The sequence below is a fragment of the Limosilactobacillus kribbianus genome, from assembly GCF_026413145.1.
GTDB lineage: Bacteria > Bacillota > Bacilli > Lactobacillales > Lactobacillaceae > Limosilactobacillus > Limosilactobacillus kribbianus.
Genome location: NZ_JAOVYZ010000001.1, coordinates 27,542 through 52,419 on the forward strand (window position 1 = coordinate 27,542; position 24,878 = coordinate 52,419).

General features: G+C 56.3%; 21 protein-coding genes and 1 tRNA gene. 17 read left to right on the forward strand and 5 right to left on the reverse strand.

Annotated elements, in window-relative coordinates; genetic code table 11:
• Positions 1 to 44 precede the first annotated feature (44 nt).
• From OCT58_RS00130 to OCT58_RS00185, 12 genes are all read left to right on the forward strand, one after another.
• On the forward strand, positions 45 to 1,094 hold the full coding sequence (locus OCT58_RS00130) for a zinc-dependent alcohol dehydrogenase family protein (protein ID WP_267200791.1): 1,050 nt from the start codon (positions 45 to 47) through the stop codon (positions 1,092 to 1,094).
• A 42-nt stretch (positions 1,095 to 1,136) separates the two neighbouring features.
• Entirely contained in the window at positions 1,137 to 1,724 is a 588-nt protein-coding gene (locus OCT58_RS00135; protein WP_267200792.1) for a peptidylprolyl isomerase, read from the forward strand.
• A 116-nt stretch (positions 1,725 to 1,840) separates the two neighbouring features.
• The gene (locus OCT58_RS00140) at positions 1,841 to 2,467 is read left to right on the forward strand and encodes a GTP pyrophosphokinase (protein WP_267200793.1); all 627 of its coding nucleotides are present in this window, start codon (positions 1,841 to 1,843) and stop codon (positions 2,465 to 2,467) included.
• The gene (locus OCT58_RS00145; RefSeq protein WP_267200794.1) at positions 2,464 to 3,141 is read left to right on the forward strand and encodes a response regulator transcription factor; all 678 of its coding nucleotides are present in this window, start codon (positions 2,464 to 2,466) and stop codon (positions 3,139 to 3,141) included. The genes OCT58_RS00140 and OCT58_RS00145 overlap by 4 nt, the downstream gene beginning before the upstream one ends.
• Entirely contained in the window at positions 3,138 to 4,382 is a 1,245-nt protein-coding gene (locus OCT58_RS00150) for a sensor histidine kinase (RefSeq protein WP_267200795.1), read from the forward strand. The genes OCT58_RS00145 and OCT58_RS00150 overlap by 4 nt, the downstream gene beginning before the upstream one ends.
• A gap of 306 nt (positions 4,383 to 4,688) precedes the next feature.
• The gene (locus OCT58_RS00155) at positions 4,689 to 6,077 is read left to right on the forward strand and encodes a class II fumarate hydratase (protein ID WP_267200796.1); all 1,389 of its coding nucleotides are present in this window, start codon (positions 4,689 to 4,691) and stop codon (positions 6,075 to 6,077) included.
• 21 nt (positions 6,078 to 6,098) lie between these two features.
• Positions 6,099 to 7,493, forward strand: coding sequence for a flavocytochrome c (locus OCT58_RS00160; protein WP_267200797.1), 1,395 nt, complete (start codon positions 6,099 to 6,101; stop codon positions 7,491 to 7,493).
• Between the two features lie 58 nt (positions 7,494 to 7,551).
• Positions 7,552 to 8,973 (forward strand): anion permease, encoded by a 1,422-nt coding sequence (locus OCT58_RS00165; RefSeq protein WP_267200798.1) that lies wholly within the window; start codon positions 7,552 to 7,554, stop codon positions 8,971 to 8,973.
• 126 nt (positions 8,974 to 9,099) lie between these two features.
• Positions 9,100 to 9,987: a LysR family transcriptional regulator gene (locus OCT58_RS00170; protein WP_267200799.1), complete on the forward strand. Its 888-nt coding sequence runs from the start codon at positions 9,100 to 9,102 to the stop codon at positions 9,985 to 9,987.
• 85 nt (positions 9,988 to 10,072) lie between these two features.
• Positions 10,073 to 11,437, forward strand: a complete 1,365-nt coding sequence (locus tag OCT58_RS00175) for a threonine/serine exporter family protein (RefSeq protein ID WP_267200800.1) — start codon at positions 10,073 to 10,075, stop codon at positions 11,435 to 11,437.
• A 13-nt stretch (positions 11,438 to 11,450) separates the two neighbouring features.
• Positions 11,451 to 12,101: a uracil-DNA glycosylase gene (locus OCT58_RS00180; RefSeq protein ID WP_267200801.1), complete on the forward strand. Its 651-nt coding sequence runs from the start codon at positions 11,451 to 11,453 to the stop codon at positions 12,099 to 12,101.
• 110 nt (positions 12,102 to 12,211) lie between these two features.
• Entirely contained in the window at positions 12,212 to 13,690 is a 1,479-nt protein-coding gene (locus OCT58_RS00185; RefSeq protein WP_267200802.1) for an MFS transporter, read from the forward strand.
• A gap of 292 nt (positions 13,691 to 13,982) precedes the next feature.
• Here the strand turns inward: OCT58_RS00185 and OCT58_RS00190 are convergent, their stop codons facing one another.
• Positions 13,983 to 15,332 carry a replication-associated recombination protein A gene (locus OCT58_RS00190; RefSeq protein WP_267200803.1) on the reverse strand — a complete coding sequence of 450 codons (1,350 nt, stop codon included), beginning with the start codon at positions 15,330 to 15,332 and terminating at the stop codon, positions 13,983 to 13,985.
• 100 nt (positions 15,333 to 15,432) lie between these two features.
• Here OCT58_RS00190 and OCT58_RS00195 point away from each other — a divergent pair, with 100 nt between their 5' ends.
• Both OCT58_RS00195 and OCT58_RS00200 read left to right on the forward strand, forming a co-directional pair.
• A complete protein-coding gene (locus OCT58_RS00195) occupies positions 15,433 to 16,422 on the forward strand; it encodes an alpha/beta hydrolase fold domain-containing protein (protein WP_267200804.1) in 990 nt (329 codons plus the stop codon).
• 15 nt (positions 16,423 to 16,437) lie between these two features.
• Complete coding sequence (locus tag OCT58_RS00200) at positions 16,438 to 17,010, forward strand: DJ-1 family glyoxalase III (RefSeq protein WP_267200805.1); 573 nt, start codon at positions 16,438 to 16,440, stop codon at positions 17,008 to 17,010.
• A 74-nt stretch (positions 17,011 to 17,084) separates the two neighbouring features.
• Here OCT58_RS00200 and OCT58_RS00205 read toward each other — a convergent pair whose 3' ends face one another.
• Positions 17,085 to 18,047, reverse strand: a complete 963-nt coding sequence (locus OCT58_RS00205) for a 2-hydroxyacid dehydrogenase family protein (protein WP_267200806.1) — start codon at positions 18,045 to 18,047, stop codon at positions 17,085 to 17,087.
• Positions 18,048 to 18,140: 93 nt separating this feature from the next.
• On the reverse strand, positions 18,141 to 20,729 hold the full coding sequence (mprF, locus tag OCT58_RS00210) for a bifunctional lysylphosphatidylglycerol flippase/synthetase MprF (protein WP_267200807.1): 2,589 nt from the start codon (positions 20,727 to 20,729) through the stop codon (positions 18,141 to 18,143).
• A gap of 133 nt (positions 20,730 to 20,862) precedes the next feature.
• Between mprF and OCT58_RS00215 the strand changes: the two genes are divergently transcribed.
• Positions 20,863 to 20,937, forward strand: a tRNA-Asp gene (locus OCT58_RS00215).
• Between the two features lie 64 nt (positions 20,938 to 21,001).
• Positions 21,002 to 21,892 (forward strand): RluA family pseudouridine synthase, encoded by an 891-nt coding sequence (locus tag OCT58_RS00220; protein ID WP_267200808.1) that lies wholly within the window; start codon positions 21,002 to 21,004, stop codon positions 21,890 to 21,892.
• A 169-nt stretch (positions 21,893 to 22,061) separates the two neighbouring features.
• Here OCT58_RS00220 and OCT58_RS00225 read toward each other — a convergent pair whose 3' ends face one another.
• Both OCT58_RS00225 and OCT58_RS00230 read right to left on the reverse strand, forming a co-directional pair.
• Complete coding sequence (locus OCT58_RS00225) at positions 22,062 to 22,787, reverse strand: DUF4811 domain-containing protein (RefSeq protein WP_267200809.1); 726 nt, start codon at positions 22,785 to 22,787, stop codon at positions 22,062 to 22,064.
• Positions 22,787 to 24,238, reverse strand: coding sequence for an MDR family MFS transporter (locus tag OCT58_RS00230; protein ID WP_305069040.1), 1,452 nt, complete (start codon positions 24,236 to 24,238; stop codon positions 22,787 to 22,789). Before OCT58_RS00230 ends, OCT58_RS00225 begins: the two co-directional genes overlap by 1 nt.
• Before the next feature lie 194 nt (positions 24,239 to 24,432).
• Here OCT58_RS00230 and OCT58_RS00235 point away from each other — a divergent pair, with 194 nt between their 5' ends.
• The gene (locus OCT58_RS00235; protein ID WP_267200811.1) at positions 24,433 to 24,876 is read left to right on the forward strand and encodes a MerR family transcriptional regulator; all 444 of its coding nucleotides are present in this window, start codon (positions 24,433 to 24,435) and stop codon (positions 24,874 to 24,876) included.
• The last annotated feature ends 2 nt before the right edge of the window (positions 24,877 to 24,878 follow it).

A 24,878-nucleotide genomic window follows, 5' to 3' on the forward strand; every position in this document is an offset into this window, starting at 1 on the left:
ACTACAATAGCCTTGTAAAGTCCAATTAAGCGAGGTTGATAGACATGGATAAGCAAATGGATGATTTACCGAAGACAATGAGGGCCTGGGCCGTCACCACGCCGGGGCCAATCGACGGGGAGCGGGCCCCACTCAAGATGGTAGAGAAGCCGGTGCCGACGCCGGGCCGGGGTGAAGTTTTGGTCAAGGTTTTGACCTGCGGGGTCTGCCACACCGACCTCCACGTCACGGAGGGTGACCTGCCCGTGCACCAGGAGCACGTCACCCCGGGTCACGAGATCGTCGGCCGGGTCGTTGCCCAGGGACCGGAGACCCAGCGCTTTAGCCTCGGCGAGCGGATCGGGATTCCGTGGTTCCGGCACGCCTGTGGAGTCTGCAAGTTCTGCCGGTCCGGCCGGGAGAACCTCTGCCCGCACTCCGTCTACACCGGTTGGGACCACGACGGCGGCTATGCCGAATACGTCACCGTGCCCGAGGGCTTTGCCTACCGGATCCCAAAGAAGTTTGATTCTTTAGAGGCAGCGCCACTGCTCTGCGCTGGGATCATTGGTTGCCGAGCCTTTGAACGGGCCAACGTTCCAGCGGGTGGCCGGCTCGGTCTCTACGGTTTCGGTGGCTCGGCCCACATCACCGCCCAGATTGCCCTGGCTCAAGGAATTGAGGTCCACGTCTTCACCCGGGGTGTCGATGCGCGGAAATTTGCCCTCCAGCTCGGCTGTGCCTCGGCCCACGGCGCCTACGACCTGTCCGATGTGCCGTTGGATTCCTCGATCATTTTTGCGCCGGTTGGCGACATTGTCCTGCCAGCGATGGAGAGCCTGATTCCGGGTGGTACCCTGGCCCTGGCTGGGATCCACATGACCGACGTGCCAGCCCTTAACTACCAGAAGCACCTCTTCCACGAAAAGACGATCACCAGTGTTGAGAGCAACACGCGGCGTGACGGCGAGGAGTTCCTAACCCTGGCTGACCGGCTCGATATTCACCCTGAGGTCCACGAGTACGCTTTTGATCGTGCCGACGAGGCCCTGAAGTACGTTAAGCGGGGAGATATCAAGGGCGCCTGCGTGCTGCGGGTTAGCCAGGACGACTAGTCCCGTGGTATGATTAAAAGAAAAATGAAATGAGGAATGACAATGGATTATCCACAACTAGCACTGGACCAGGTGAAGGGTCCAAAGGCCGAAATCAAGACCAACCTGGGGACGATCACGGTTCAGCTCTTTGACACCCTGGCTCCCAAGACAGTCAAGAACTTTGTTGAGTTGGCTAAAAAGGGCTACTACAATGGTGTGATCTTTCACCGGGTAATTCCGGATTTCATGATCCAGGGTGGGGACCCCACTGGAACCGGCCGCGGTGGCGAAAGCATCTATGGCCACGCCTTTGAGGACGAATTCTCCGACCAACTGTTTAACTTCAACGGGGCCCTCTCAATGGCCAATGCCGGCCCGAACACCAACGGCAGTCAGTTCTTCATCGTTTCTAACGAGCACGTGCCAGCCAACATGGTTGAGCAGATGAAGGCGGCCGGCTTCCCGCAAGAGGCAATTGATCACTACGCCAAGGTCGGCGGGACACCATGGCTGGATCACCGCCACACCGTCTTCGGTCAGGTGGTCTCCGGCATGGATGTCGTCCAGCAGATCAGCAAGGTGGCCCGCGACCAGATGGATAAGCCGAAGGACGACGTTGTGATGGAAAAGGTCACAATTGACGAATAAATGATTAAGGTTTCTGGAAGATTTCCGGAAGCCTTTTTAGTTTCGGTAAAAACGGGGCGCGGGCTTTTTCTATTAACTAGTGAGTTGTTATAATGGAAACATTAGGAGTGAGGAAAATGTCAATCTATGGTTCTTACGACCAGGTTCTGCCCAAGATCCTGGAAACGACGCGCATGCGCATCCAACAACTGAATGACCAGGTCGTAGCGGCCGACCAACCGAAACTATACGAGCACCTGATTGGCCGGGTCAAGGAGCCCGCCAGCATGGAGGAAAAGTGCCGGCGCAAGGGCTACCCGGTCACGACCGAGTCGGCCCTGCGCCGCTGCCGGGACGCAGTTGGCTTACGGATCGTCTGCAACTTCATCGACGACATCGACCGCTGCCTGACCCAGTTGCGTCAGGCCGATTGGTGCACGATTGTCAAGGAGAAGGATTACATCACCAACGCCAAGCCCAACGGCTACCGCAGCTACCACCTAATTCTGGACGAAGAGACCCCGTACACGGACATTGAGGGACAAAATCCCGGTCATTTCTTCGTCGAGATCCAGCTGCGGACGATTGCCATGGATTCTTGGGCCAGCCTGGAACACGAAATGAAATATAAACACGATATCAAAGATCCAGAACGAATCAGCCGGGAGCTGAAGCACTGCGCCGACCAGCTCGCCTCGTGCGACGTTCAGATGCAGACGATTCGTCAGCTGATTCACGAAGACGATGAGGGGATGGGACAATGAGAATTTTAGTAGCGGAAGACGAACAACAACTGGCCCACGTCCTGGCAACCGCCATGCGGACCAAGGGCTACCAAGTTGACGTGGTTGGTGACGGCCAGGCCGCCGTCGATCGCGCCCAGGAGAATCCCTATGACGTTATCATTTTAGACATCATGATGCCGGTCAAGACAGGCCTGGAAGCCTTGAAGGAGATCCGGGCCAGCGGCGATTCAACCTACGTGATGATGTTGACGGCAATGGGCGAAGAGGACGACCGGGTGAACGGCCTCGACGCGGGGGCCGACGACTATCTGACCAAGCCCTTCTCCCTAAAGGAGTTGCTGGCCCGGCTGCGTTCCCGGGAGCGCCGCAGTGAGGAATTCAACCGCGACGTCATCCAGTTTGGTGACCTGACCCTAAACAGCAACGATCAATCCCTGGAAAGCCACAATTCAATCAGCTTGACCAGGAAGGAGAGCCGTTTGCTTCAGTACTTGATCTTAAACGCCGGCAAGAGCCTGACGGCGGAGGAACTGGTCAACCACGTCTGGTCCGATGAGGAGGCCGACGCCGAGGACGTCTGGATCAACATCTCCTATCTCCGGCAAAAGCTGCAGTCGATCCGTTCGGCCGTGACGATTGTCGGTGAAAAAGGCGGCCCCTTTTCGATTGAGCAGGCGGTGACCAGTAAATGATCCAAAAGTTTCGCTATAAGTTCATTGCGATGTCGACCACAGCCCTGCTGGTGGTCATCATGACGATTGTCGGCAGCATCTGCGGGCTGACCTACTACCACGCCCGCCAGGAAATAAACAACGTCTTAACCATCCTGGTGGATAACGAAGGTCAGCTGCCAAGCGGTGGACAGACGAAGCACTACCCGCAGCCGCAGTACACGCGCGAAGGCCTTCAACAGTACCGTTATTTCAGCGTCACCTTTGACCGGGCCGATCAGCTGACCAGCGTTGAGGATGATCATATTACCAGCATCGGCCCCCGGACCGCCAAACGGCTGGCACAACGGGCGGTCAAACGCAATTTAAAGAACGGGCAATTGCGCTACCAGGGGGTGACCTACGCCTACCGGGTTCGCAAGCAAAAGAAGGCGACCACCGTGGTCTTCCTGGATGAGTCGCTGCTGATGGCACGGACGACCGAGCTAATGCACACCGGCAACCTGCTTGGGGTGATTGTGCTGCTTCTTTACGCCCTGCTTTTGACACTCTATTCACGGCGGGCGATCCGACCGATCATCCAGGCCGAGCACCGGCAAAAGCAGTTCATCACCAACGCCAGCCACGAATTGAAGACGCCGCTGACGGTCATCGCCGCCAACACGGAGATGCAGGAGCTGCTGGGGGGAGAAAACGAGTGGACTAAGAGCACCCGCCAGCAAGTTGATCGCCTGACCAAACTAATCAATAATCTGGTTTCCCTGGCCCGGATGCAGGAACAGCCGGACATCACGATGGCCCCGGTTGACATCAGCAAGCTCGCTGAGGACGTTAGCAAGAGCTTTTCCAGTGTGGCTAAGTCAGGGGACAAGCAATTCGTGACGAAGATTGCCCCGAATTTGGTGGTGACGGGGGATGAGAACCTCCTGCGCGAGCTCTTCAACATCCTGCTCGACAATGCCAACAAGTACTGCGATCCCCAGGGGACCATCCGAATGATCGTTCAACCGGCTAAGCACACCAAGAACGCCATGATCACCGTCGCCAACACCTATAAGGAAGGCGAAAACGAGGACTACCACCGCTTCTTTGAACGTTTCTACCGGGCCGACGAGTCCCACACCAAGAACGGCAAGAGCGGCTTTGGAATCGGCCTTTCGATGGCCCAGTACCTGATCAAGCTGATGAAGGGCAAGATCAGCGCCAAGTATGCCGACCATTCACTGGCTTTCGTGATCACTTTGAAATTAAACGACAAGTAATTCTCTTTTTTCACTGAATCGTGTAATTACTTTGTGATCTTGATCTTAAATTACAAAAATCTCAAGAAATTAATTTAACACTTTCTTGGGATTTTTTATTTGACTGGCTTGTGAAAAAATAATTAGTTCCCTGGTAAAAGCCAGCTGTGATAGTGCTTACAAGAATTGATATAAGTGAATTTTATGAAGTGCTAAAGGTTTGACTATGCCCTGGTTCGGGCGGTAGGATAGTGGTGTAAATGATGTGTAGCATTTCACAATCTACATCATAGCACTGATTGTTAAATTAATTTGGAGGTTTTCAAAATGACAGAATACCGTACTGAAGAAGATACTCTCGGCCCCGTTCAAATTCCCGCCGATGCCCTGTGGGGACCACAGACGGAGCGGAGTCGCCACAACTTCCCGACTGGCCAGTACATGCCTCTCGCCATCATCCGCGCCCTGCTGAACATCAAGAAGGCCGCTGCTCAGGCGAACATGGAAACCAAGGCAATTTCCACCGAAAAGGGTGAACTGATTGTCCAAGCCATCGACGAGCTGCTGTCATTAAGCGACGAGGAACTGCGCCGTGACTTCCCACTGAAGGTCTACCAGACTGGTTCCGGGACTCAAACCAACATGAACACGAACGAAGTAGTTGCCCACAAGGCCCACCAGCTCAACCCGGACATTGAGATTCTGCCAAACGACGACGTCAACAAGGGTCAAAGCTCCAACGATACCTTCCCAACGGCCATGAACGTGGTGGCCCTGGAGGCCTTAGATAAGCTGAAGCCGGCCGTTCAACACATGATCGACGAGCTGAAGGTTAAGCAGGACAAGTACTGGAAGACGGTCAAGGTTGGCCGGACCCACCTGCAGGATGCCGTTCCGCTGACGTTTGGCCAAGAAATCTCTGGCTACGTGGCTGCCCTGGAACACGATTTGGACTACATCAAGACTCTGGAGCCAACGCTGAACGAACTGGCCATCGGTGGAACCGCCGTTGGGACCGGACTGAACGCCGCCCCTGGCATGCCGGAAAAGATTGCCGAAAAGCTGAGTGAAGTTTACGGCCTGCACCTGACCGCCAAGAGCAATAAGTTCTTTGGCCTGGCCAACCACTCCGGCTTAGACGTTGTCCACGGTGCCCTGAAGACCCTGGCCGCCGACATGTTCAAGATTGCCCAGGACCTGCGTTTCCTTGCTTCTGGTCCCCGGGCCGGCTACGATGAATTGAACATTCCGGCCAACGAACCGGGTTCCTCCATCATGCCAGGGAAGGTTAACCCAACCCAGGCGGAAGCCGTTACGATGGCTGCCATCCGGGTCTTTGGGAACGATACCGTAGTTACGATGGCCGCTTCCCAGGGGAACTTTGAAATGAATGTTTACAAGCCAGTCATGATCGACGCCTTCCTGGAATCCGCCGACCTCTTGACTGGGACGATCACTGGCTTTGCGGACAAGCTGGTCCACGGCCTGACCGTCAACGAAAAGCGGATGGCCGAACTGGTTGACAACTCCCTGATGACCGTGACCGCCCTGTCACCACACATCGGCTACCATGACAGCGCCAAGATTGCCCAGGCCGCTGACAAGGCTGGCAGCACGCTGAAGGAAGCGGCATTGAAGTCCGGCAAGGTTACCGAGGCCCAGTACGACGAATGGATGGACATGCTCAAGATGACCAATGTTGATCGTCAGGATTAATTAAAAAAGGAGCAAAGCGCAATGGCAGAAGAATTTCAACCATTATCCGTTAGCAAATTAGAGGACAGCTACGATGCCGTCATCATCGGTTCCGGTGGGACTGGTCTGGCCGCCGCCATCCAGGCTCATGAGCTGGGGATGAAAGTTGCCGTCTTTGAAAAGGAAGAGCAGCTGGGTGGAAACACCAACCGGGCCTCTTCTGGAATGAACGCTGCCGAAACCAACGTTCAACTAAAGCACGGGGTGATCGACAACGTTGCCGATTTCTACCACGAAACCTACAAGGACGGGGGCCGGCTCAACGACAAGGACATGCTCGGCTACTTCGTCTACCACACCGCGCCAGCAATCGACTGGCTGGCTGACCACGACATCAAACTGGATGACATCACCGTGACCGGAGGGATGTCCAAGAAGCGGACCCACCGTCCGGCCAGCATGGCGCCAATCGGTGGCTTCCTGGTCAAGAGCCTGTTGAGAGTGGTCGCTGAAGAAAAGATTCCGGTCTTCAACCAGACCAAGGTCACCAAGCTGCTCCGGGACGACACCGGTCGGATTAACGGGGTGCACGTTAATGCCAACGGCCTGATCAAGACGATCAACGCCAAGGCGGTTATCCTGGCTACCGGTGGTTTCGGGGCTTCTAAGGAATACATCGAACGCTTCCGTCCCGACCTGAAGGACTACAAGACGACTAATCAACCGGGGGCGACCGGTGACGGGTTAAAGCTGGCCGAAAATGTCGGTGCCGAATTGATGCAGATGAATCTGGTTCAGGTTCACCCAACTGTTCAGCAGGACCACCCGCACGTCTACCTGATCGGTGAGGCCGTTCGTGGCGAAGGAGCCATTCTGGTCAACGCCGAAGGGAAGCGGTTCGTCAACGAGCTGAACACCCGGAAGATCGTTTCCAACGCGATCACGGCCCTGCCAGAGCACAGTGCCTACCTGATTTTCGATCAGGGCATCCGTGACCGGGCTAAGGCAATCGAATTCTATGACAAGGTTGGCCTGGTCGTTCACGGCGACACGATCGCGGACCTGGCGGATAAGCTGAAGATGGATCCGGCCGTCCTGGAAGAGACGGTCAAGACCTGGAATACGGCCGTGGCTAACCACGACGATGCTGCATTTAACCGGACGACTGGAATGGACCGGGGCATTGACAAGCCGGGCTTCTTCGCTATCCACATCGCACCAGCCATTCACTACACGATGGGTGGGATCCACATCACGCCAAAGACACAAGTTCTGGACGGCAATGGTGACGTGATCCCTGGACTCTTTGCAGCTGGTGAAGTTGCCGGTGGCCTGCACGGAAACAACCGGGTTGGTGGTAATTCAATTGCCGAAACGATCGTCTTTGGGCGGCAGGCCGGCCAGCAGGTAACCCTGTACGTTCGCGGCGAACATTAAGGCAAATGGGGAATTGCCCCCGCACAGCAATCATTGACATTTAAGAGAGAATTGGAAAATGAAAAAATTAGAACACGTTAACTATAAGGGCTTCATCCTGCCCCTGGTGGTGGGGATCGCCCTCTGGCTGATGACGCCACTCAAGCCCGCGGCCGTGCCGGTTGCCGGCTGGCACATGTTTGCCCTCTTTGTCGGTACGATCATCGCCTGCATCACCCGACCCCTGCCGATCGGTGGGGTCTCCATCGTTGCCTTTGCCCTGACTGTTTTAACCCAGACGGTTCCGATGGAAAAGGCGATTGTCGGCTTCGGAAACGCCTCAATCTGGATGATCGCCATGGCCTTCTTCATCGCCCGGGGCTTCATCAAGACCGGCCTGGGCCGCCGGATCGCTCTGAACTTTGTGAAGGCCTTTGGGAAGCGGACGCTGGGGTTGGCTTACTCCCTGATCGGTGTTGACCTGATCCTGGCCCCGGCCACGCCAAGTAACACGGCCCGTGCCGGTGGGGTGCTCTACCCAATCATCGAATCGCTGTCTCAGTCCTTTGGTTCCGACCCGAAAGATGGGACGGAGCGGAAGATCGGTTCTTTCCTGATCTTTGCCGAATACCATGGTGACATGATCACGGCGGCCATGTTCATGACCGCCATGGCCGCCAACCCGCTGGTCCAGACGCTGGCCAAGGGGAGCGGCGTGAACATCACCTGGATGGGCTGGTTCCTGGCCGCCCTGGTGCCCGGCATCATTTCCCTGATCGTCGTGCCGTGGCTGATCTACAAGATGTATCCACCGGAAATCAAGGAAACGCCGAACGCCAAGGAATGGGCGGATAAGCAGTTGGCAGAGATGGGCCCGATGACCCTGCCGGAAAAGATCATGGCAGTCGTCTTCGTCGTCGCCCTCCTGCTTTGGATCACCGGGAGTTTCATCGGAATCGACGCTACTCTGGCGGCCTTCATTGCGCTGGCCCTGCTGCTCTTGACCGGGGTGCTGAGCTGGCAGGACGTCCTGCACGAGACCGGGGCCTGGAACACTTTGACCTGGTTCTCCGTCCTGGTAATGATGGCGGGCTCACTGACCACCCTCGGCTTCATTCCGTGGCTGAGTAAGGCAATCAGCGGCTCGTTGCACGGGATGAACTGGGTCTTAGTCCTGATCATCCTGATCGTCTTCTACTTTTACAGCCACTATCTCTTTGCCAGCTCGACGGCCCACGTTACGGCGATGTACAGTGCCCTCTTGGCCGTGGCCATCTCCGCTAACGTGCCACCAATGCTGGCGGCCCTCTTGCTCGGTTTCTTCGGTAACCTGATGGCCTCCACGACCCACTACGCATCCGGCCCCGCACCGGTGCTCTTCGGTTCCGGCTACGTGCCGCAGTCGAAGCGGTGGTCGCTAAACCTGATCCTCGGGGTCTTCTACCTGGTCGTTTGGATCGGGATCGGCAGTCTCTGGATGAAGGTCATTGGTATGTGGTAAAACATAACATCTAACTACTAAAACACGCGAATTAGCGATTCAAATCGCATTCGCGTGTTTTTAAATTTGCTATAATGGGAGCTGACTATTGATACGGTGAAATGATTGCCGAGACGGAGGAATGAGATGAACACGCGTGACTTACAGTATTTTGTCGCCCTTGTTAAATATAAGAACTACACCCAAGTAGCCAAGCAGTTTCAGGTGTCCCAGCCGACGATTACCCAAGCCATCCAACGCCTGGAGCGAGAATTCAATGCCCAGCTGGTGCGTAAGGACCGGGGGCATCGGGACGAAATGATTACCAGAAGTGGCCAGCTCCTGTTCGAAAATGCCCGGCTGATCAACGAACGGATCGACCTGGCCCACCAGGAAATTTCCCGGGCCAACCAAAAACAGATCCGCTTCGGCCTGCCGCCGATCATCGGGAAGCTTTACATTTCCCGGATCGTCCAGGAATTTTCGGGGGATCTCCTGTCCCGACTGAAGATCACCTCGGTGGGCTCCCGGGACCTGCTCAACCAGATTCGCAGTGGAAAGATTGACATTGCTATCCTAGGTTCGACCGCCCCAATTAAGGAGCCCGGGGTTTTCGCGGACCTGATCACCACCCGGCCCTTTGGCATCGTCGTCAGTGACCACCATCCCCTGGCCCGCCGCAACCGCGTCAGTTTCAAGGAACTGGCCAACGAGCGTTTCATCAACTTTGACCAGCAGTACATCCACCAGGCGGCTTTCCAGGCCTACTGTACCTACAGCCGGATCAAGCCGCAGGTGATGGTCTACCGGCTGCCGGACATTTCCTGGGTGAAGGAGCTGGTCCGGCAAAACCTGGGGATCAGTCTCCTGGTTCGGGACGCGGCCATCAACGAGCCGGGGATCAAGGTCCTAGAATTGACCGACCCGGTCCCGGAGCGTTTCTACATTTCCGTGGCCATGCGGGAGGGCTATGTCTTAAGCGAAGACGAGCAGAATTTCGTGAATCGCTTACATCAGATTCGCCTGGATGATTAGGGTGCCAAGGCTTGACAAGGGTCGTATAATGATTAGTGACTTCTGACGGATTGGAATATTAGACGATGGGAGAAATACACTAGTCATGAGCAAAAATGACGAACTAATGTCTGAATTTGAACCAGCACGGCACCTGTCCAACAAGCACCACATGGCGATCCCGTGGCAGGACTTCTTCACGAACGATAACTTCACGCCGGCCAGCGAGGCTAATCTGGTGGAACGGGCGGCGATCGTCGGGCGGATCGGTCTGATGATGCTCTCGTACGGAACCGGGGCCTGGCGAGTTCGGTACTCGATGAACACCGTGGCCCGGAAGCTGAAGATGACCTGCACCGTCGACATCGGCCTAGTATCATTGGAGTACACCTGTATGGACGCTCACCACAGCTACACCCAGGCGGTTTCTTTGCCCAGCACGGGGGTCAACACGACCAAGTTATCTAAGATGGAGCGCTTCATCGACGAGTTTGACGAACACGGTGACGAGCTGACGATTGGTGAGATCCATTCGCGCCTGGAGACGATCGCCCATTCCAAGGGCAACTACGCCCCTTATCAAGTGGGCTTGGCGGCGGCACTGGCCTGCAGCGCCTTCGTTTTTCTTCTCGGTGGGGGACCGATCGAAATGGTCTGCAGCTTTATCGGCGCGGGGCTCGGTAACTATGTCCGCCGCAAGCTGATTGACCGCCACATCACGCTCTTCGCCTGCGTCGCGGTGGCCGTCGCGGTGGCCTGCCTGACCTACCTGCTTTCACTTAGTCTCCTGCAACTAGGGCTGGGCGTCAGCTCCCGTCATGAGGCCGGCTACATCGGGGCGATGCTCTTCATCATCCCCGGATTCCCATTCATCACCAGCGGCCTGGACATCTCCAAGCTCGACATGCGCTCGGGGCTGGAGCGGATGACCTACGCGATCGCCATCATCCTGGTGGCGACCCTGGTGGGCTGGATTATGGCCCTGGCGGTGAACCTGCGGCCGGAAAACTTCGCCGCCCTGCCGCTGTCGGCCACGGCTCTGCTTCTCTTGCGGATCCCGGCCAGTTTCTGCGGGGTTTTCGGCTTCTCAATTATGTTTAACAGCACGCCGAAGATGGCGGCCATTGCCGGCCTGATCGGGGCGGTGGCCAACACGACCCGCCTGGAACTGGTCGACCTAATCGGGATGCCGGCGGGAGCGGCAGCCTTTATCGGCGCACTGATTGCTGGGCTGCTGGCCTCGATCGTTAAACGCAAGGTCCGTTATCCACAGATCTCGATCACCGTTCCTTCGATCGTCATCATGGTGCCGGGGCTCTACCTCTACCGGGGGATGTACAACCTCGGCCTGACCTCGATCAGCGTCGGTGCCCTGTGGATCACCAAGGCGGTTTTGATCATCCTCTTCCTGCCGCTCGGCCTGGTGGCGGCCCGAATCCTGACCGACAGCAAGTGGCGCCATAACGGCTGACGGGGGTGCGCGGATGATCATTCGCTATCCACAAGAGCTGCTAGCAGCGGTGAAAAAGGCGACGCGGGGCCGGCAACTGGCGGGCTTTACCCCAGGTCAAGGGCCGCGGCACCCCGAACTGATGCTGATCGGGGAGGCACCCGGTCGGCACGAGGAAAGGGTCAATATTCCTTTTTCCGGCGCTTCGGGACAGGAACTGATGAGGCTGGTTGAGTCAATTGGCTATTCCCGCCAGACCGTCTACATCACCAGCGTGGTTCGCCAACGCCCGTACGCGGTCAAAGTGGTGCAGAACAAGAAGACGGGGCAGCAGGTGGAGAAGACGCCGAACCGGACGCCAACCAAAGGTGAGGTGCGTGCCTTTGCGCCCCTGTTCGATTGGGAACTGCACTTCGTTGATCCGCAGATCCTGGTACCGCTCGGCAATACCGCCTTGCAGCGCCTCCTTGGCAGCAAGGCAAATATCGGGAAAATGCATGGGCAGCTGATCGAATCCCCGATTCAGGAGGCGGATCCGGATTCCAACGGTTACCGTTGGGCCACGAAACGTTACCGGATCTTCCCAATGTACCATCCGGCGGCGATTCTTTATGTTCGACGCCTGGAACCGGTTGTCCAGGCGGATTGGCAGCGGCTGGGTAAATATCTGAAAGAAAATCACTAAGGGCGTATACTTTTCGGAGGACAGCCCTTATAATGAACAATAGTTTTTTGAAAGGACTTCTTGCGTGCAAGGAGTTCTTTTTCTTAGTCTAGATAAAACGGGAGGAAAAAATGGAAGATAACCAGCGACGAACAATTGTAACCGGGGCCCTCTTGCTGTCGAACATCATGGCCGGCATGGACGGGACGATCGTCAACACGGCCCTGCCAGCGATCACCAGTGACCTCCACGCCCTGCAGTACATGGGCTGGATTGTGGCCACCTTTTTGCTGGGGATGGCGGTGGCCACGCCCCTCTGGAGCAAGTTTGGTGAGCACAAGGGCAACAAGGTGGCCTACATCTGTGCGACGACGCTGTTCATGGTCGGAGCGATCTTTCAGGGGATGGCGCCGAACATCCTTTGGTTCATCATTGCCCGGACGGTCATGGGGATCGGCGCCGGTGGAATGAACACGATTCCCTTCATTGTCTTTGCCGAGATTTACCAAAACCTGCGCAAGCGGGCGGAGGTTCTGGGCCTTTCCAGTGCCTGCTTCGGTGGGGCCTCAATCATCGGACCGTTGCTCGGGGGCTTTCTGGTCGATACCTGGAGTTGGCACTGGGTCTTCTACGTCAACGTTCCAATCGCCATCATCGCGATCACGATCATCAGCCTCTTCTACCGCAACTCCGGTCAGCAGGCGGCCGGCAAGCCCGTCGACTACCTGGGAGCGGCCCTGCTGGTGACCAGCCTGACGACAATCCTGGTGGCCGTTCAACTGGTCGGCACGGTGGCCTGGTGGATCGTCGCCCTGCTGGTACTGATTGGCCTGGCTCTGTTAGCGTGGATGGCCAGGGTTGACGCCCACGCCGCCGACCCGATCGTGCCGAGCCGGCTCTTCAAAAATCACGAGCTGGTGATCGACTTCCTGCTCTTCGTGATCATTTGGGGATCTTTCATCGCCTTTATCACCTATATCCCGATGTGGGCGCAGGGACTCTTGGGGTTGAGTGCCCTGCTCGGGGGGATGACCCAGATTCCCGGGGCGATCACGAACTTCATCGGCTCGGAATTGGTGCCAGTACTCCAGGAGCGCTGGGGCAAGTACTGGATCGTGACCGCCGGAGCATCCAGCATCTTCATCGCCTTCTTGGGGGTCCTGCTGGCCGGTGAAAATGCGCCGTTCTGGCTCCTGCTTACCATGGGGGCCTTTGAGGGGATGGGTGTGGGCCTGGTCTTCAACATTCTCCAGATCAGCGTCCAGACCGATGCCGAGCTCCGCGACGTCCCGATCGCGACCTCGATGGGCTATTTGCTCCGGATCCTGAGCCAGACCCTGATGGCCGCGGCCTACGGGGTAATCCTGAACAACCAGCTCTTCCGAGGCGTGAAGACCCATCACGGCATCACGATGACGATGCTCAACAAGCTGTCCAACGCGGAAACGGCCGATACTCTGCCCCGGGCGCTGGTCCCGACGATGCGCAACATCCTTTACAGTGGCTACCGCGACATCGTGATTGGGGCAATCGTCCTGATCGTCATCTCGCTGTTGATCGTGATCCCGCTGGGCTGGCGCCACCACCTAGCAAATACGGCGAAGAATTAGGGCTGGTTTTCAAATTGCGGCCTTTACCACCGGATAAATCCACAGATTTCTGCAAGCCTTGCGTAAACCTGTGGATTTGTCAGGTGGAAAAGGTGGAAAAAACGAAAAATTGTAATTTAAACTAAAAACAGGAGGCTGGGAATTAACCCAGCCTCTTTGCTGTTATATAGCTATAAATGCTACAGCGCGGTAGCCGGCTGGATTCCGAACGTTGATAAATCAACGTCCGGAACGCCTAGCCGGTCTCGCGGGGGTGGGAAGACGAACTCGCAAGCGAGTTCTGTCCCACCGCCTATTTCTTTGCCTTAGGATCGTCATCGCCCGGGTGGCGGCGGTGCCATTCGGCAATCTGTGCCATCCGGTTCTTGAAGCGGGGCTCAAAGCCCTGGTTGCCGGGCTGGTAGAAGTGCTGACCGGCGAGTTCCGGCGGCATGGTAGTCATGCTCGTCAGCTTGTCCTTAGTGTCGTGGGCGTATTGGTAGCCCTGACCGTAGTGGAGCTCCTTCATTAACTTGGTTGGGGCGTTGCGGATCTGCAGTGGGACGGGTAGGTTGCCGGTTTTCTTGATCGCCTTTCTGGCCGCCTGCCGCGCCGTGTAGACGGCGTTGGACTTAGGGGCTAGTGCCAGATAGATCACGCACTCGGTTAGGTGGACGTCGCATTCGGGCATTCCCAGGAACTGGCAGGCCTGGAAGGTGTTGAGGGCGACCCGGAGCGCGTTAGTGTCGGCCAGGCCAACGTCCTCACTGGCAAAACGCACCAGGCGCCGGGCAATGTAGAGCGGATCCTCGCCACCGTCCAGCATCCGCGAGCACCAGTAGATTGCGGCGTCGACGTCGCTGTTGCGCATTGACTTGTGGAGGGCGGAGATAATGTTGTAGTGCTCCTCGTCGTGCTTGTCATAACGCAGTGACTTGGTGTTGACCAGCTGGCTCAGGTCGGCCGTGGTGACGGTCACGTCCTGACCCTCGCGTTGGCCATTGAGCACCGCCATCTCCAGAGTGTTGAGGGCGATCCGGGCGTCGCCGTTGGCAAACTGGGCGATGGTGTGGAGCTCGTCATCAGCGCAGTGGACCTTGAGGCCGGGAAAACCATTGGGATGGTGAAGTGCCCGCCTGAGGACCTGCTCGATGTCTTCAACGGTCAGCGAGTGGAGGACGAAGACCCGGCAGCGGCTGAGCAGGGCGGCGTTGATCTCAAAGGACGGGTTCTCGGTCGTCGCCCCGATCAGGGTGATGCTGCCGCGCTCGACGAAGGGGAGGAAGGCGTCCTGCTGGGCCTTGTTGAAACGGTGAATTTCGTCGATGAAACAGACGGTGCGTTCGCCGTACTCCCGGTTCTGCTCGGCCTCCTCCATGATCTTGCGAATGTCTCTGATGCTGGAGGTGACGGCGCTGAAGGTGATAAAGTGGGCCTTGGTCTGGTGGGCGATGATCTGGGCCAGGGTCGTTTTGCCCGTCCCCGGCGGTCCCCAGAAGATCAAGGAGGAGAGCTGGTCGTGTTCGATGATGTCGCGCAGGACCTTGCCGGGACCCAGCAGGTGCTGCTGGCCGACAAAGTCATCGATCGTCGTCGGCCGCACCCGGTTGGCCAGCGGGGTGTTTTGCGGATTTTCCTGAGCAAATAGTGATTCTTGGTGCATAGACGGACCTTCTTTCGCTTTTATTCTAAACTAAATCTTAACAAAATAGTATCGGGAAGCGTGTTACGATAAGGGTAACCAAGTAAAGGGGCAAAATCTGATGGAGAAGTTAATAAGACGACATGGAAATGGACTCGTTGCGAAGTTAATGAACAACCTGGGAGGTAGTCTGCGCGATTTGCGTCGCTGTGGGGACCACCGCTCCAATAAGGCGACCTTTATTGAGATGGGGATCCAACTCAGCGGTTTTAAGCACGCCCTGTCAGATTCGACGGCGTTCAACCAGCTCCTCCAAACGGCGCGGGAGGCGAATGCGGCTTCCTATGTCCTACCCCAGGTGACTTTCAACGTTAAAGTTCGGCAACTGAAGCATTACCAGATCCCGGTGTACGCACTCAACGAACGGGGGCTGGAACAGCCGGTGATCGTTTACCTGACGGGTGGGGCCTACATCCAGGCGCCCGACAAGACCCACTGGCAGTACTTGAATGCCCTGGCCCAGCAGACCGGTGCCCGGGTCTACGTGCCGATTTACTCGCTGGCCCCGCAGAACAATTTCCGCGCCGCCTACCAGGAGATTGCTCAGCTGTATGGCAACCTCTACCAGCGGGTTCCGGCCAGCGACATTACCCTGATGGGTGATTCGGCCGGTGCGGGACTGGCGCTGGGCTTTAGTGAATACCTTGGCCAACGGGGACTGCCGCAGCCGGGTCATTTGATTTTGATTTCGCCCTGGCTCGACCTGGACCTGCAGAATCCGGTGATTGATCGCTACGAAAAAGACGACGTGACCCTTAGTCGGATGGGCTTGCGGCGGATCGCGGACATCTGGGCGGGCGACGTTGACCACCGGGACTACCGGCTCAGCCCGCTTTTCGGGAACGTTGACCAGCTGCGCGACGTCTACGTCTTTGCGGGAACCAAGGAAATTATGTATCCTGATGCTGCCCGGCTGGTGGAAAAACTTAAGACGGCGGGGATTCCGGTCCACTTCACGATCGGGCGGGGGATGTTCCACATCTACCCGCTCTATCCGGTTCCCGAGGCCGAAAAGGCGATGCAGCAGGTTAAAAAAGTTGTTAATTCTTAAGATGGGGTGATTTAAATGGCAAAAGTTGCAGTTGTATTTGCACCAGGTTGTGAGGAAGTTGAGGGCCTGTCGATCATCGACGTTTTGCGTCGGATGGGCATTGACGCCACCATGGTTGGTCTAGAAGGACTCAAGGTACCAGGTGCACACGGGATCGAATTGACCTGTGACACGGTGATGGATGATTCGTTGCTCGACTATGATGTCGTGGCCTTTCCAGGTGGCCGTGGCGGTGCCCAAAAGCTGCGTGACAACGCCCAGCTGGCCGACTTAATGCGGGAACGCAATCGGCAGGGCAAGTGGGACGCCGCCATGTGTGCGGCTCCGATCGCCCTGGCCAAGTATGGCCTGCTGGACGGTCGTGACTACACCTGCTTCCCGGGCATCAACGAGGAGATTGATGCCAGTGCCAAGGATGCTCATTTCAAGGAGGACATCACCGTGGTCGACGAAGCGGGCAAGGTGATTACCAGCCGCGGTCCGGCCACGGCCCTGGCCTTTGCCTTCCAGATTGCCGAAGTCCTCGGCTACGACACCAAGCAGATCAAGCACGAGATGCTTTACGACTACCTGCTGGCACAAAAGTAAACTTAAGCAGACACAAAAAGAGGAGCAACTCCAGCTGGAATTGCTCCTCTTTTTTGTCTGCTTAGATTAGGGGATTACTTGTTGACAACGTACTTAACCAGGTCACCCTGCAGTGCGGCCACGGCATTGTTGGCAACGATCTTTCCCATGACGTCCCGTGCTTCCACGGAGGCGTTCCCGATGTGTGGCGTCAGGATGACATTGTCAAGCTTCTTGAAGGCGTCGTCCACCTCTGGCTCGGCCTCGTAAACGTCGAGAGCAGCCCCGGCGATTTCACCCTTGTTTAGGGCGTCAAGGACGGCGGCTTCACTGATGACCGGTCCCCGGGCGCAATTGATCAGAACAGCACTGCTCTTCATCAACTTCAGCTGGTCGGCGTCGATCATGTGGTGGGTTTCGTCGGTCAGTGGGCAGTGGAGGGTCACGACGTCGGCGCGCTTGAGCAGCTCGTCCAAGCTGACGTACTCGGCGGAGCAAGCCGCTTCGGTGGCCGGGTCGGCCTGGTGACGCTGCGTGTAGATGATCTTCATGTTAAAGGCGTGCATCCGCTTGGCAACGGCACTCCCGATGCTGCCCAGGCCAACGATCCCGAGGGTCTTGCCGGCCAGTTCGTGCCCCAGGAAGAAGAGCGGGGCCCAGCCGTCAAAACCGATGGTCCGCATCCGGTGGTCACCCTCAACGATCCGCCGCATCAGGGCGATCATCAGCCCGCAGGCAACCTCGGCCGTCGCGGTTGAGGAAACAAACGGCGTGTTGGTGACGTCGATGCCCTTGGAACGGGCGTACTTGGCGTCGATGTTGTTGAAACCGGCCCCGAAGTTTGCGATCAGCTTCAGTTGGGGGGCAGCATCAATGACGTCACGGTCAACCTGAGTGGACAGCGGCGTGATCAGGACCTGGCAGTCACCAACGTGCTTGAGCAGCTCGTCCTTGGTAATCAGGCCCTCACCATCGAAGACCTCGTAGTCCAGCTTGGCCTGGTCGAGGATCTTGGTTGCAATTGCTGGTAATTTTGCAGAAAGATAAACAGTTGCCATAATATATTCGCCTTCCTATAAATAAAATACAAAGTAAGCGTTTTCGTATTCTATTGTAGGCTTCGCAAAAGAGCAATGCAAACATTCCGGGATTTAATTATGATTCAGCCAAAAGAAGAAGAGGTGACGGTTCTGTTGGTCGATCCGCTGGTTGACGACGCTGACCAGGATCAACATGTTGCCGACCAGGGAATTCTTCTTGCGGTAGGCGATGTAGCGCGATTCCCAGAAGGAGGCGTACTTATCTTTGTAGTGGCGCAAGCCTTGGAAGCCGTAGAGGTGGTAGCCATACTCGTAGATGAAGTGGGCGATCTTTTCTTTGATAAAGCTGAATTGGTACTCGCCGACGTTGGAGAGCGGGGCCATCCCAAGGTCGAAATAGGTATAGCCGTTTTCCTGACCGTACTGGTACATACTGATGAAGATCTTGTCCATGATGCCGGACGGGGCGTCCTTACTGTGGCGCATCAGATCGATGGTCAGGATCTTCTTGCCCCCGGTTGGCATAAAGGTGGCAAAGGCAACCAGCTTGCCGTCCTTGTCCCGAACGGTGCCCACCGGCGCCTGGTTAATGTAGTAGGGATCAAAGAAGCCCAGCGAAAAGCCTTTTTCGACCTCCTCGCCCAGCCAACTGTCGGAGACTGCCTTCAACTCAGCCATTTGTTTGTCACTAAAGGGCGGCTGGATGACGTTGAAGGTGTAGCCTTCCCGGTCGAACTTATGCATCAGGGCCCGCTGTGACCGTTGCTTTTTCCCGGCCAGGGTGAAGTCGGCCAGGGTGACCATGCCGCTCTCACCGGTCTTGATGAAGTCAAAGCCGAACTCGTGGAGCAAGAGGGTGACGGTATCGGAAACCTCGTAGAAGACCAACTGGTAACCGTAGCAATCGGCTTCACGAATAAACTGGCGGATGGCGGGTCGCCAGACCGCGGGATTGCCGACGGGATCGCCCATGATGACGAGCCGATCGTACTTGCGCCGGTACATGAAGAAGAGCTGATCCTCGCCGTCGACCTGGTAATAATAGATCGATTTGTCACGCAAGAATGCCAGGTGGCTGGTGGTGGAGCCGCCGTACTTGTCAATCACCTGGCGAACCCGGTCGGCTGCAAAGCTGTGGACAGAATAGAAGGGATCCCAACCGGTGGTGAAGTATTTCAGGATAATAAACATTAGGGCCAGGCCGAGCAGGAGGCCGACCATCCCGGACAGCCAAATTTTTTCACCGGGGAAGAAGAGAAAGTCCGGGACGTGGTGTCTGGCAGTGTAATGCGGGTCGTTGATCACGCCGACGAGGATGTAGAGAATAAAGCTGCCAGCGAAGATTACCCCGTCGACGATGAACTTGCCGACCGAGTACTGGAGCTTTTCTCGGTAGAGGACGTGCCGCGACATCAAGACGAAAAGTAAGACGATGCTCAGGTAGATCGTCAAACTCCATGTCCCGAGGTTCCAGATCGTATTGCCAATCCCGATCAGCAAAAGGATTAGGGTCGGCCAGTAGGCTTTTTTCACCTTGGACTGGAGCCCCCGCGCGCAGGCCAGCATGGCGACGGCGAAGAGGATCGTCGTCATCTGATGAAGAAAGAAGAAGGTGTAGGGGTAGAGGTGCTGGATCAGCTTGTTTTGTGCCGTCAGGTCGGGAACGGAGGCGGTTAACAGCATCAAAATCCCGGAGATGTACATGAAGGCGGTGATCAGGAAATGGGCGGCCTTGCGAGACATCATCAGCGGCAGGCCGTCAAAGAATTCGTTCATCTGGTGGGCCAGGTTGTGGATAAACATGCCGGCCGCGACGAACAGCGGGACGATATAGTAGAAAAGCCGGAACAATAACAGCCAGATCACGATCGTGGCCCGCGGGACGCCCAGCATTGCTAGTTCCATCATCATCATCAGGTCAAAGGAACCCAGGGCCCCTGGGAGCATGGAGAGAATCCCCAGCACCTGGGCAACCACGTAGAGCGGCAGGACGCTGAGCAAGTTGCCTCGAATGCCTAAACACCAGCCGACCAGAAGAAAGAAAAGGGCGACCAGCAGCCACTCAAAGGTTGAACTGGTGACGATGAAGCCCTCAAGCTTGGGGGTGATGTCGGCGAACAGCTTGCTGTTGTGGACGATGGTGAAGTAGAAGACCAGGGGGAAGTAGAGCCCGCCGCCGACCAGCCAGATGGCGTACTGACGGAAATGGCCGCCGTCGTGGAAGCCAAACATCACGATCAGGGCCAGCCAGCAGAGGACGGACAGGCCGGAGAGCAGGAAGATGGCAATCTTGGAAATCGCCAGAAGAATCTGCTTCTTGGTGGCATTTTGCCGGTAGAAGTAAGCCCGCAGCGTAGAGCCGAGCAGGCCGCCAAAACCGGCGATGTTGGTCAGGGTGTTGGTGATCCAGCCACAGCGAATAATGTAGGAACGGGAAAATTTCCCGGGTAATAAGCGGGTGATGGCAAAGTCATAGCCCAGCATTGGGATGACGGCAATGCAACCGGCCACCAGCAGGAGAATGATCTTGCCGACAGAAAGGCTGGTGAGACCCAGGCCGACCTGGTGCCAATTGACGGTCCGAAAGAAGGCACCAAGGGCGTGGATGACAAAGACCAGCACCGACGTGACAAAGAGCAGTTTGACGATCCGGGAGTATTTCTCCCACCAGGTCGCCAGGTGCATCCCAAATGATTTCATAATAGTGTTTTCCTCCTCGTAAGTAACAGCTATCTTCATTATAAATGTTCGGCGGAAAGGCGTCAGGCGAATTGGTAAAAATAGTAGTTGACGCCCGGGTTAATATCACGTATACTCTTAGATGTTGTCAAATGGTCCGTTGGTCTAGTTGGTTTAGGACGCATCCCTGTCACGGATGAGATCACGAGTTCGAGTCTCGTACGGACCGTATAAACTGTCAAAGTTGAGTCATTGTACTCAGCTTTTTTTGTACCAAAAATAGTGGAGGGAAAATGGAAAATACGTGGATTTATCGGGGAAGCGAACCGATTAAGATTAAGAAATACCTGCAGGAGCTGGGGATGGGGCACCGGCTCTTTAACGAGATTAAGAAGGGGCAGGGGACCTTCCTGGTGGACCATCGCCCGGTGCGGCCGACGACCAAGGTGTTGCCCAACCAACCGCTGACGATTCAGGTCCAGCCGGAACCGGCCGACCCGACTGTCGCCGTCAGTGACCAGCCCTTAAAGGTGGTCTACGAAGACAAAAACTGGCTGGTGGTCGACAAACCGGTTGGGATCAGCTCCATCCCGGGTCCCAGCACGCCCAACGACACCATCCTGAACCGAGTCAAGGGCTACCTGACAGCTCAGGGCGCAGAAGACCTGCAGCCCCATTTGATTACCCGGCTGGACCGCGACACCAGCGGACTGCTGTTGGTGGCCAAGCACCACGTTGCCTCTAGCATGATCAGTCAGCAGGTCCAGCAGCACCGGATGCTTAAAGAGTACACGGCATTGGTTGCGGGCCGCTTGACCGACGACCACGGCTTGATTGACCAGCCGATCGCCCGCCGCCCCGACCAAGTCCAGCGGGTAGTCGCTGAAGACGGGCAGCGGGCCTTGACTGAGTACTGGGTCAAGCAGCGGGGGAATGACTGGACACTGGTCCGGATCCAGCTGCACACCGGTCGGACCCACCAGATTCGGGTCCACTTCGCATATTTAGGCCATCCCTTGATCGGGGATGCTCTCTACGGCGGTCCGGCGACGGCGGCGGACCACCAGCTGCTTCACGCGGCCAAGCTGTCCTTCAAGGATCCGTTCACGCTCCGGCAGTTGACCTTCACAGCCCCGCTCCCGGCAGCATTTGAGGAATTGATGACAAAAGTGAGTGGGAAATAACCATCAAGTGGGGCGAGAGGCTACTAGGACGGGAGTCGGCGCTGAAGGCGTCGGCTTTCGTCCGTAGCTAGACACTAGCCCCACGGTTATTTTCCACGTTATCTTATTATTAGAATTCAAAAAGGATGTGACTGAGCTTTTGCCCGGTCGCATCCTTTTTGAATCTAGTTTAATTTAATTGTTTTAACATTTGGCGAACCATTTTGGCTTGAAACTCTTGCTGAGCCGTCTGGGCAGTTTGTTGGATCTGCTTGGCACTCATGTGTGGGTTCTTGGCCATTGCCTGTTGAACCTTGGCGCTGACGTAGGTTTTGCCTGTTTGCTGGGCACTAGCCTGCATTTGCGCAGCCTGTGGTGATTTGGCCACGGCCTGAAGCTTGGCCGCCTGCTTGACGGTCAGCTTGACATAGGTCCGGGGATATTCAAGTGTGTTGGTTCGCTTGACCAGAGTCTTGTCCATCCCCGCGCCGGCATAAAGCACCTGGTAGAAGTTATTCTTGTAGCGCCAGCGCGTCTCCTTGGTAACTAGGCGTGGCGTCGACCGATCTGCCCATTTGATTTTGCTGTGGGTGTATTCGTTGGCTTGAGTGTGGACCGGCTTCTTCTGCTGGGCTGACGTCTTATAGATGTAGACGTTGTCCTCACCACTCGTACCCACCGGCTGGTAAAGAGCCAGCGGCATGGTTGAAGTTACCGGGTAGATTCGCTTAGTGGTGGTCGTGGTAACCTGGTGCATACCAAAGTGGTGGCTGTAGTTGAGGGTCATCAGGGCCGTGGAACCGACGAAAAGAACCCCGAAGATGAGGGCTAAGATGGCGCTTAATCCCTTGTTCTTAACCAGCATGACGCTGAGAAAGAAGGCAACGGCGGCCGCAAACATGATGATAATGACCATTATTTCTCCTCCTTTCCATCCTTTAAACCAACGATGTCCTCACTATCGATCCGGGGATGAATTCCGGTCCCGCTGGTAACGAAGAAGGACAGGAGCAGTCCTAAGGCAGCAAAGAAGATCGCAAACCAGAAGGCGGCGTGGTAACCGGTCAGCGTGGCGTCAAACATCTTGGACTTGTACTGAAGCGGTGCCTGGGCCAAGAGAGCGTGGGCCGGCTTGTGGTTGTTGGTTACGTTGGTCAAAACGGAGATCATGATCGCGGTCCCGACGGAGGTCGCCACCTGCCGGGTAGTGTTGTTGACGGCGGTCCCGTGGGCGATCAGGTTAAACGGCAGGGAGTTCATCCCGGAGGTCGTCACCGGCATCATGACCATGGAGATCCCAAACATCCGGATGGCGTAGAGAAAGACGATGTAGATCGTCGGCGTGTCGCGGGTCAGAAAGGCAAAGGGCAGAGTCCCGACGGTCAGGATAAACATCCCAGTCACTGCCAGGCGCTTGGCCCCGTGGCGGTCAAAGAGCCGTCCGGTAATCGGGCTCATGACCCCCATGAACAGGGCCCCGAAGAGCAGGGTCAGTCCGGAGTGGAAGGCTGACATGCCGTGGATGATCTGCAGGTAGAGTGGAATAATCATCTCGGCGCCGACCATCGCCATCATGACGATTGAACTCAGGATGGTCGCCAGGGTGTATTCGGCACTTTCAAAGACCTTGAATTCCAGGAAAGGCTCGTCCAACTTGTTCTGGCGCAGCACCAGGAAGACGACGAGCACGGCCCCAATGACAATGGTCCAGATGACTAGTGGACTGGTCCAACCCTTGTCACCGACGCTGGAGAAGCCGTAAAGCATGCTGCCGAAGCCGGCGGTTGAAAGAATGACGGACAGAGCGTCCAGGTGTGGTCGCCGGTTTGGAATGACGTTCTTGACTAAGAAGAAACTGGCGATGATGACCAGGGCGGCGATTGGGGCGATCATCCCGAACAGCCAGCGCCAGCTGTAGTTGTCGATCACCCATCCGGACAGGGTCGGGCCGATCGCCGGGGCCAACCCGATGACCAGGCCGTTAATTCCCATAGCGGCACCCCGCTTCTCCGGCGGGTAGATCGTCAGCATGATGTTCTGCATCAGGGGCATGTTGATCCCGACCCCGACGGCCTGGATCAGCCGGGCAGCCAGGAGCACCCCAAAGCTCGGGGCCACCCAGGCCATGATGGTGCCGATTTCGAAGGTGGTCATGGCCGCAATGAAGAGCACCTTGGTGTTGAAGCGGCTGCTCAGGTAGGCACTGATGGGGATCATGATCCCGTTAACCATCATGAAGCCAGTGGTCAGCCACTGCACGGTTGAGGTGCTGATGTCGAAAGTTTTCATTAAGGTGGGGAAAGCCGTCGACAGGATGGTCTGGTTGAGGACCGTACAGAAGGCCCCGATCAAGAGGACCAGGACCATCAGTGAACGGTTATAAGGTTGATTATTGATATCGACGCTTTGTGCAGCGTTGTTCACGAAGAAGACCTCTTTTCCTAATTTTTAGTCGTGCTTACGATAGTAAGATAATTTGACATCATTGTCAAATTATTTGACAAAACTATTTGGAATTAGCTATAGTTAAACCGAATTAAATTAGGAAACGAGGTGTGACAATGGAATCACTAACCCAGCGATTTCGCCGGCTGTTTGTCAACAGCAACCTCCGCATCAGCATGACAGAGCTGGCTAAGGAGACCGGGGTGTCGCCACGCCAGATCCGCTACTGGGAGCGCAAGGGCTACATTCATTCCGACCAGGACGCCGAGAATGCCAACCACCGCTTCGGCCTGGTGACGGTCTGCCGGGTCATCACGATTAAATACTTCCTGGACCAGGGCTACACGCTGGCCAAGGCGGTTGAGCATGAACAGCAGCACCGACTGACGATGAAGATTTTTCGTCAGTTTCTCGCCGACCGGATTGAAAATATTCAACAGGTCGATTCAAGTAGCGGTGAGGTGGATCTCGGTCCATTAGATGATGACCCGACCCAAGAGGTGTGCGCCCTAATTAAAGATGGTCAAACAAGTATCCATCTTCGTCCCCGTCGGCAATAAGT

Excerpts from the sequence above, each read along its gene's own strand:
- OCT58_RS00175 (WP_267200800.1), top strand. The coding sequence starts at position 10,073 with ATGAGCAAAAATGACGAACTAATGTCTGAATTTGAACCAGCACGGCAC.
- OCT58_RS00145 (WP_267200794.1), top strand. The coding sequence starts at position 2,464 with ATGAGAATTTTAGTAGCGGAAGACGAACAACAACTGGCCCACGTCCTG.
- OCT58_RS00140 (WP_267200793.1), top strand. The coding sequence starts at position 1,841 with ATGTCAATCTATGGTTCTTACGACCAGGTTCTGCCCAAGATCCTGGAA.
- OCT58_RS00235 (WP_267200811.1), top strand. The coding sequence starts at position 24,433 with ATGGAATCACTAACCCAGCGATTTCGCCGGCTGTTTGTCAACAGCAAC.
- OCT58_RS00165 (WP_267200798.1), top strand. The coding sequence starts at position 7,552 with ATGAAAAAATTAGAACACGTTAACTATAAGGGCTTCATCCTGCCCCTG.
- mprF (WP_267200807.1), bottom strand. The coding sequence starts at position 20,729 with ATGAAATCATTTGGGATGCACCTGGCGACCTGGTGGGAGAAATACTCC.
- OCT58_RS00150 (WP_267200795.1), top strand. The coding sequence starts at position 3,138 with ATGATCCAAAAGTTTCGCTATAAGTTCATTGCGATGTCGACCACAGCC.
- OCT58_RS00190 (WP_267200803.1), bottom strand. The coding sequence starts at position 15,332 with ATGCACCAAGAATCACTATTTGCTCAGGAAAATCCGCAAAACACCCCG.
- OCT58_RS00130 (WP_267200791.1), top strand. The coding sequence starts at position 45 with ATGGATAAGCAAATGGATGATTTACCGAAGACAATGAGGGCCTGGGCC.
- OCT58_RS00230 (WP_305069040.1), bottom strand. The coding sequence starts at position 24,238 with ATGGTCCTGGTCCTCTTGATCGGGGCCTTCTGTACGGTCCTCAACCAG.
- OCT58_RS00180 (WP_267200801.1), top strand. The coding sequence starts at position 11,451 with ATGATCATTCGCTATCCACAAGAGCTGCTAGCAGCGGTGAAAAAGGCG.
- OCT58_RS00135 (WP_267200792.1), top strand. The coding sequence starts at position 1,137 with ATGGATTATCCACAACTAGCACTGGACCAGGTGAAGGGTCCAAAGGCC.
- OCT58_RS00220 (WP_267200808.1), top strand. The coding sequence starts at position 21,002 with ATGGAAAATACGTGGATTTATCGGGGAAGCGAACCGATTAAGATTAAG.
- OCT58_RS00195 (WP_267200804.1), top strand. The coding sequence starts at position 15,433 with ATGGAGAAGTTAATAAGACGACATGGAAATGGACTCGTTGCGAAGTTA.
- OCT58_RS00170 (WP_267200799.1), top strand. The coding sequence starts at position 9,100 with ATGAACACGCGTGACTTACAGTATTTTGTCGCCCTTGTTAAATATAAG.
- OCT58_RS00155 (WP_267200796.1), top strand. The coding sequence starts at position 4,689 with ATGACAGAATACCGTACTGAAGAAGATACTCTCGGCCCCGTTCAAATT.
- OCT58_RS00205 (WP_267200806.1), bottom strand. The coding sequence starts at position 18,047 with ATGGCAACTGTTTATCTTTCTGCAAAATTACCAGCAATTGCAACCAAG.
- OCT58_RS00225 (WP_267200809.1), bottom strand. The coding sequence starts at position 22,787 with ATGGTCATTATCATCATGTTTGCGGCCGCCGTTGCCTTCTTTCTCAGC.
- OCT58_RS00185 (WP_267200802.1), top strand. The coding sequence starts at position 12,212 with ATGGAAGATAACCAGCGACGAACAATTGTAACCGGGGCCCTCTTGCTG.
- OCT58_RS00160 (WP_267200797.1), top strand. The coding sequence starts at position 6,099 with ATGGCAGAAGAATTTCAACCATTATCCGTTAGCAAATTAGAGGACAGC.
- OCT58_RS00200 (WP_267200805.1), top strand. The coding sequence starts at position 16,438 with ATGGCAAAAGTTGCAGTTGTATTTGCACCAGGTTGTGAGGAAGTTGAG.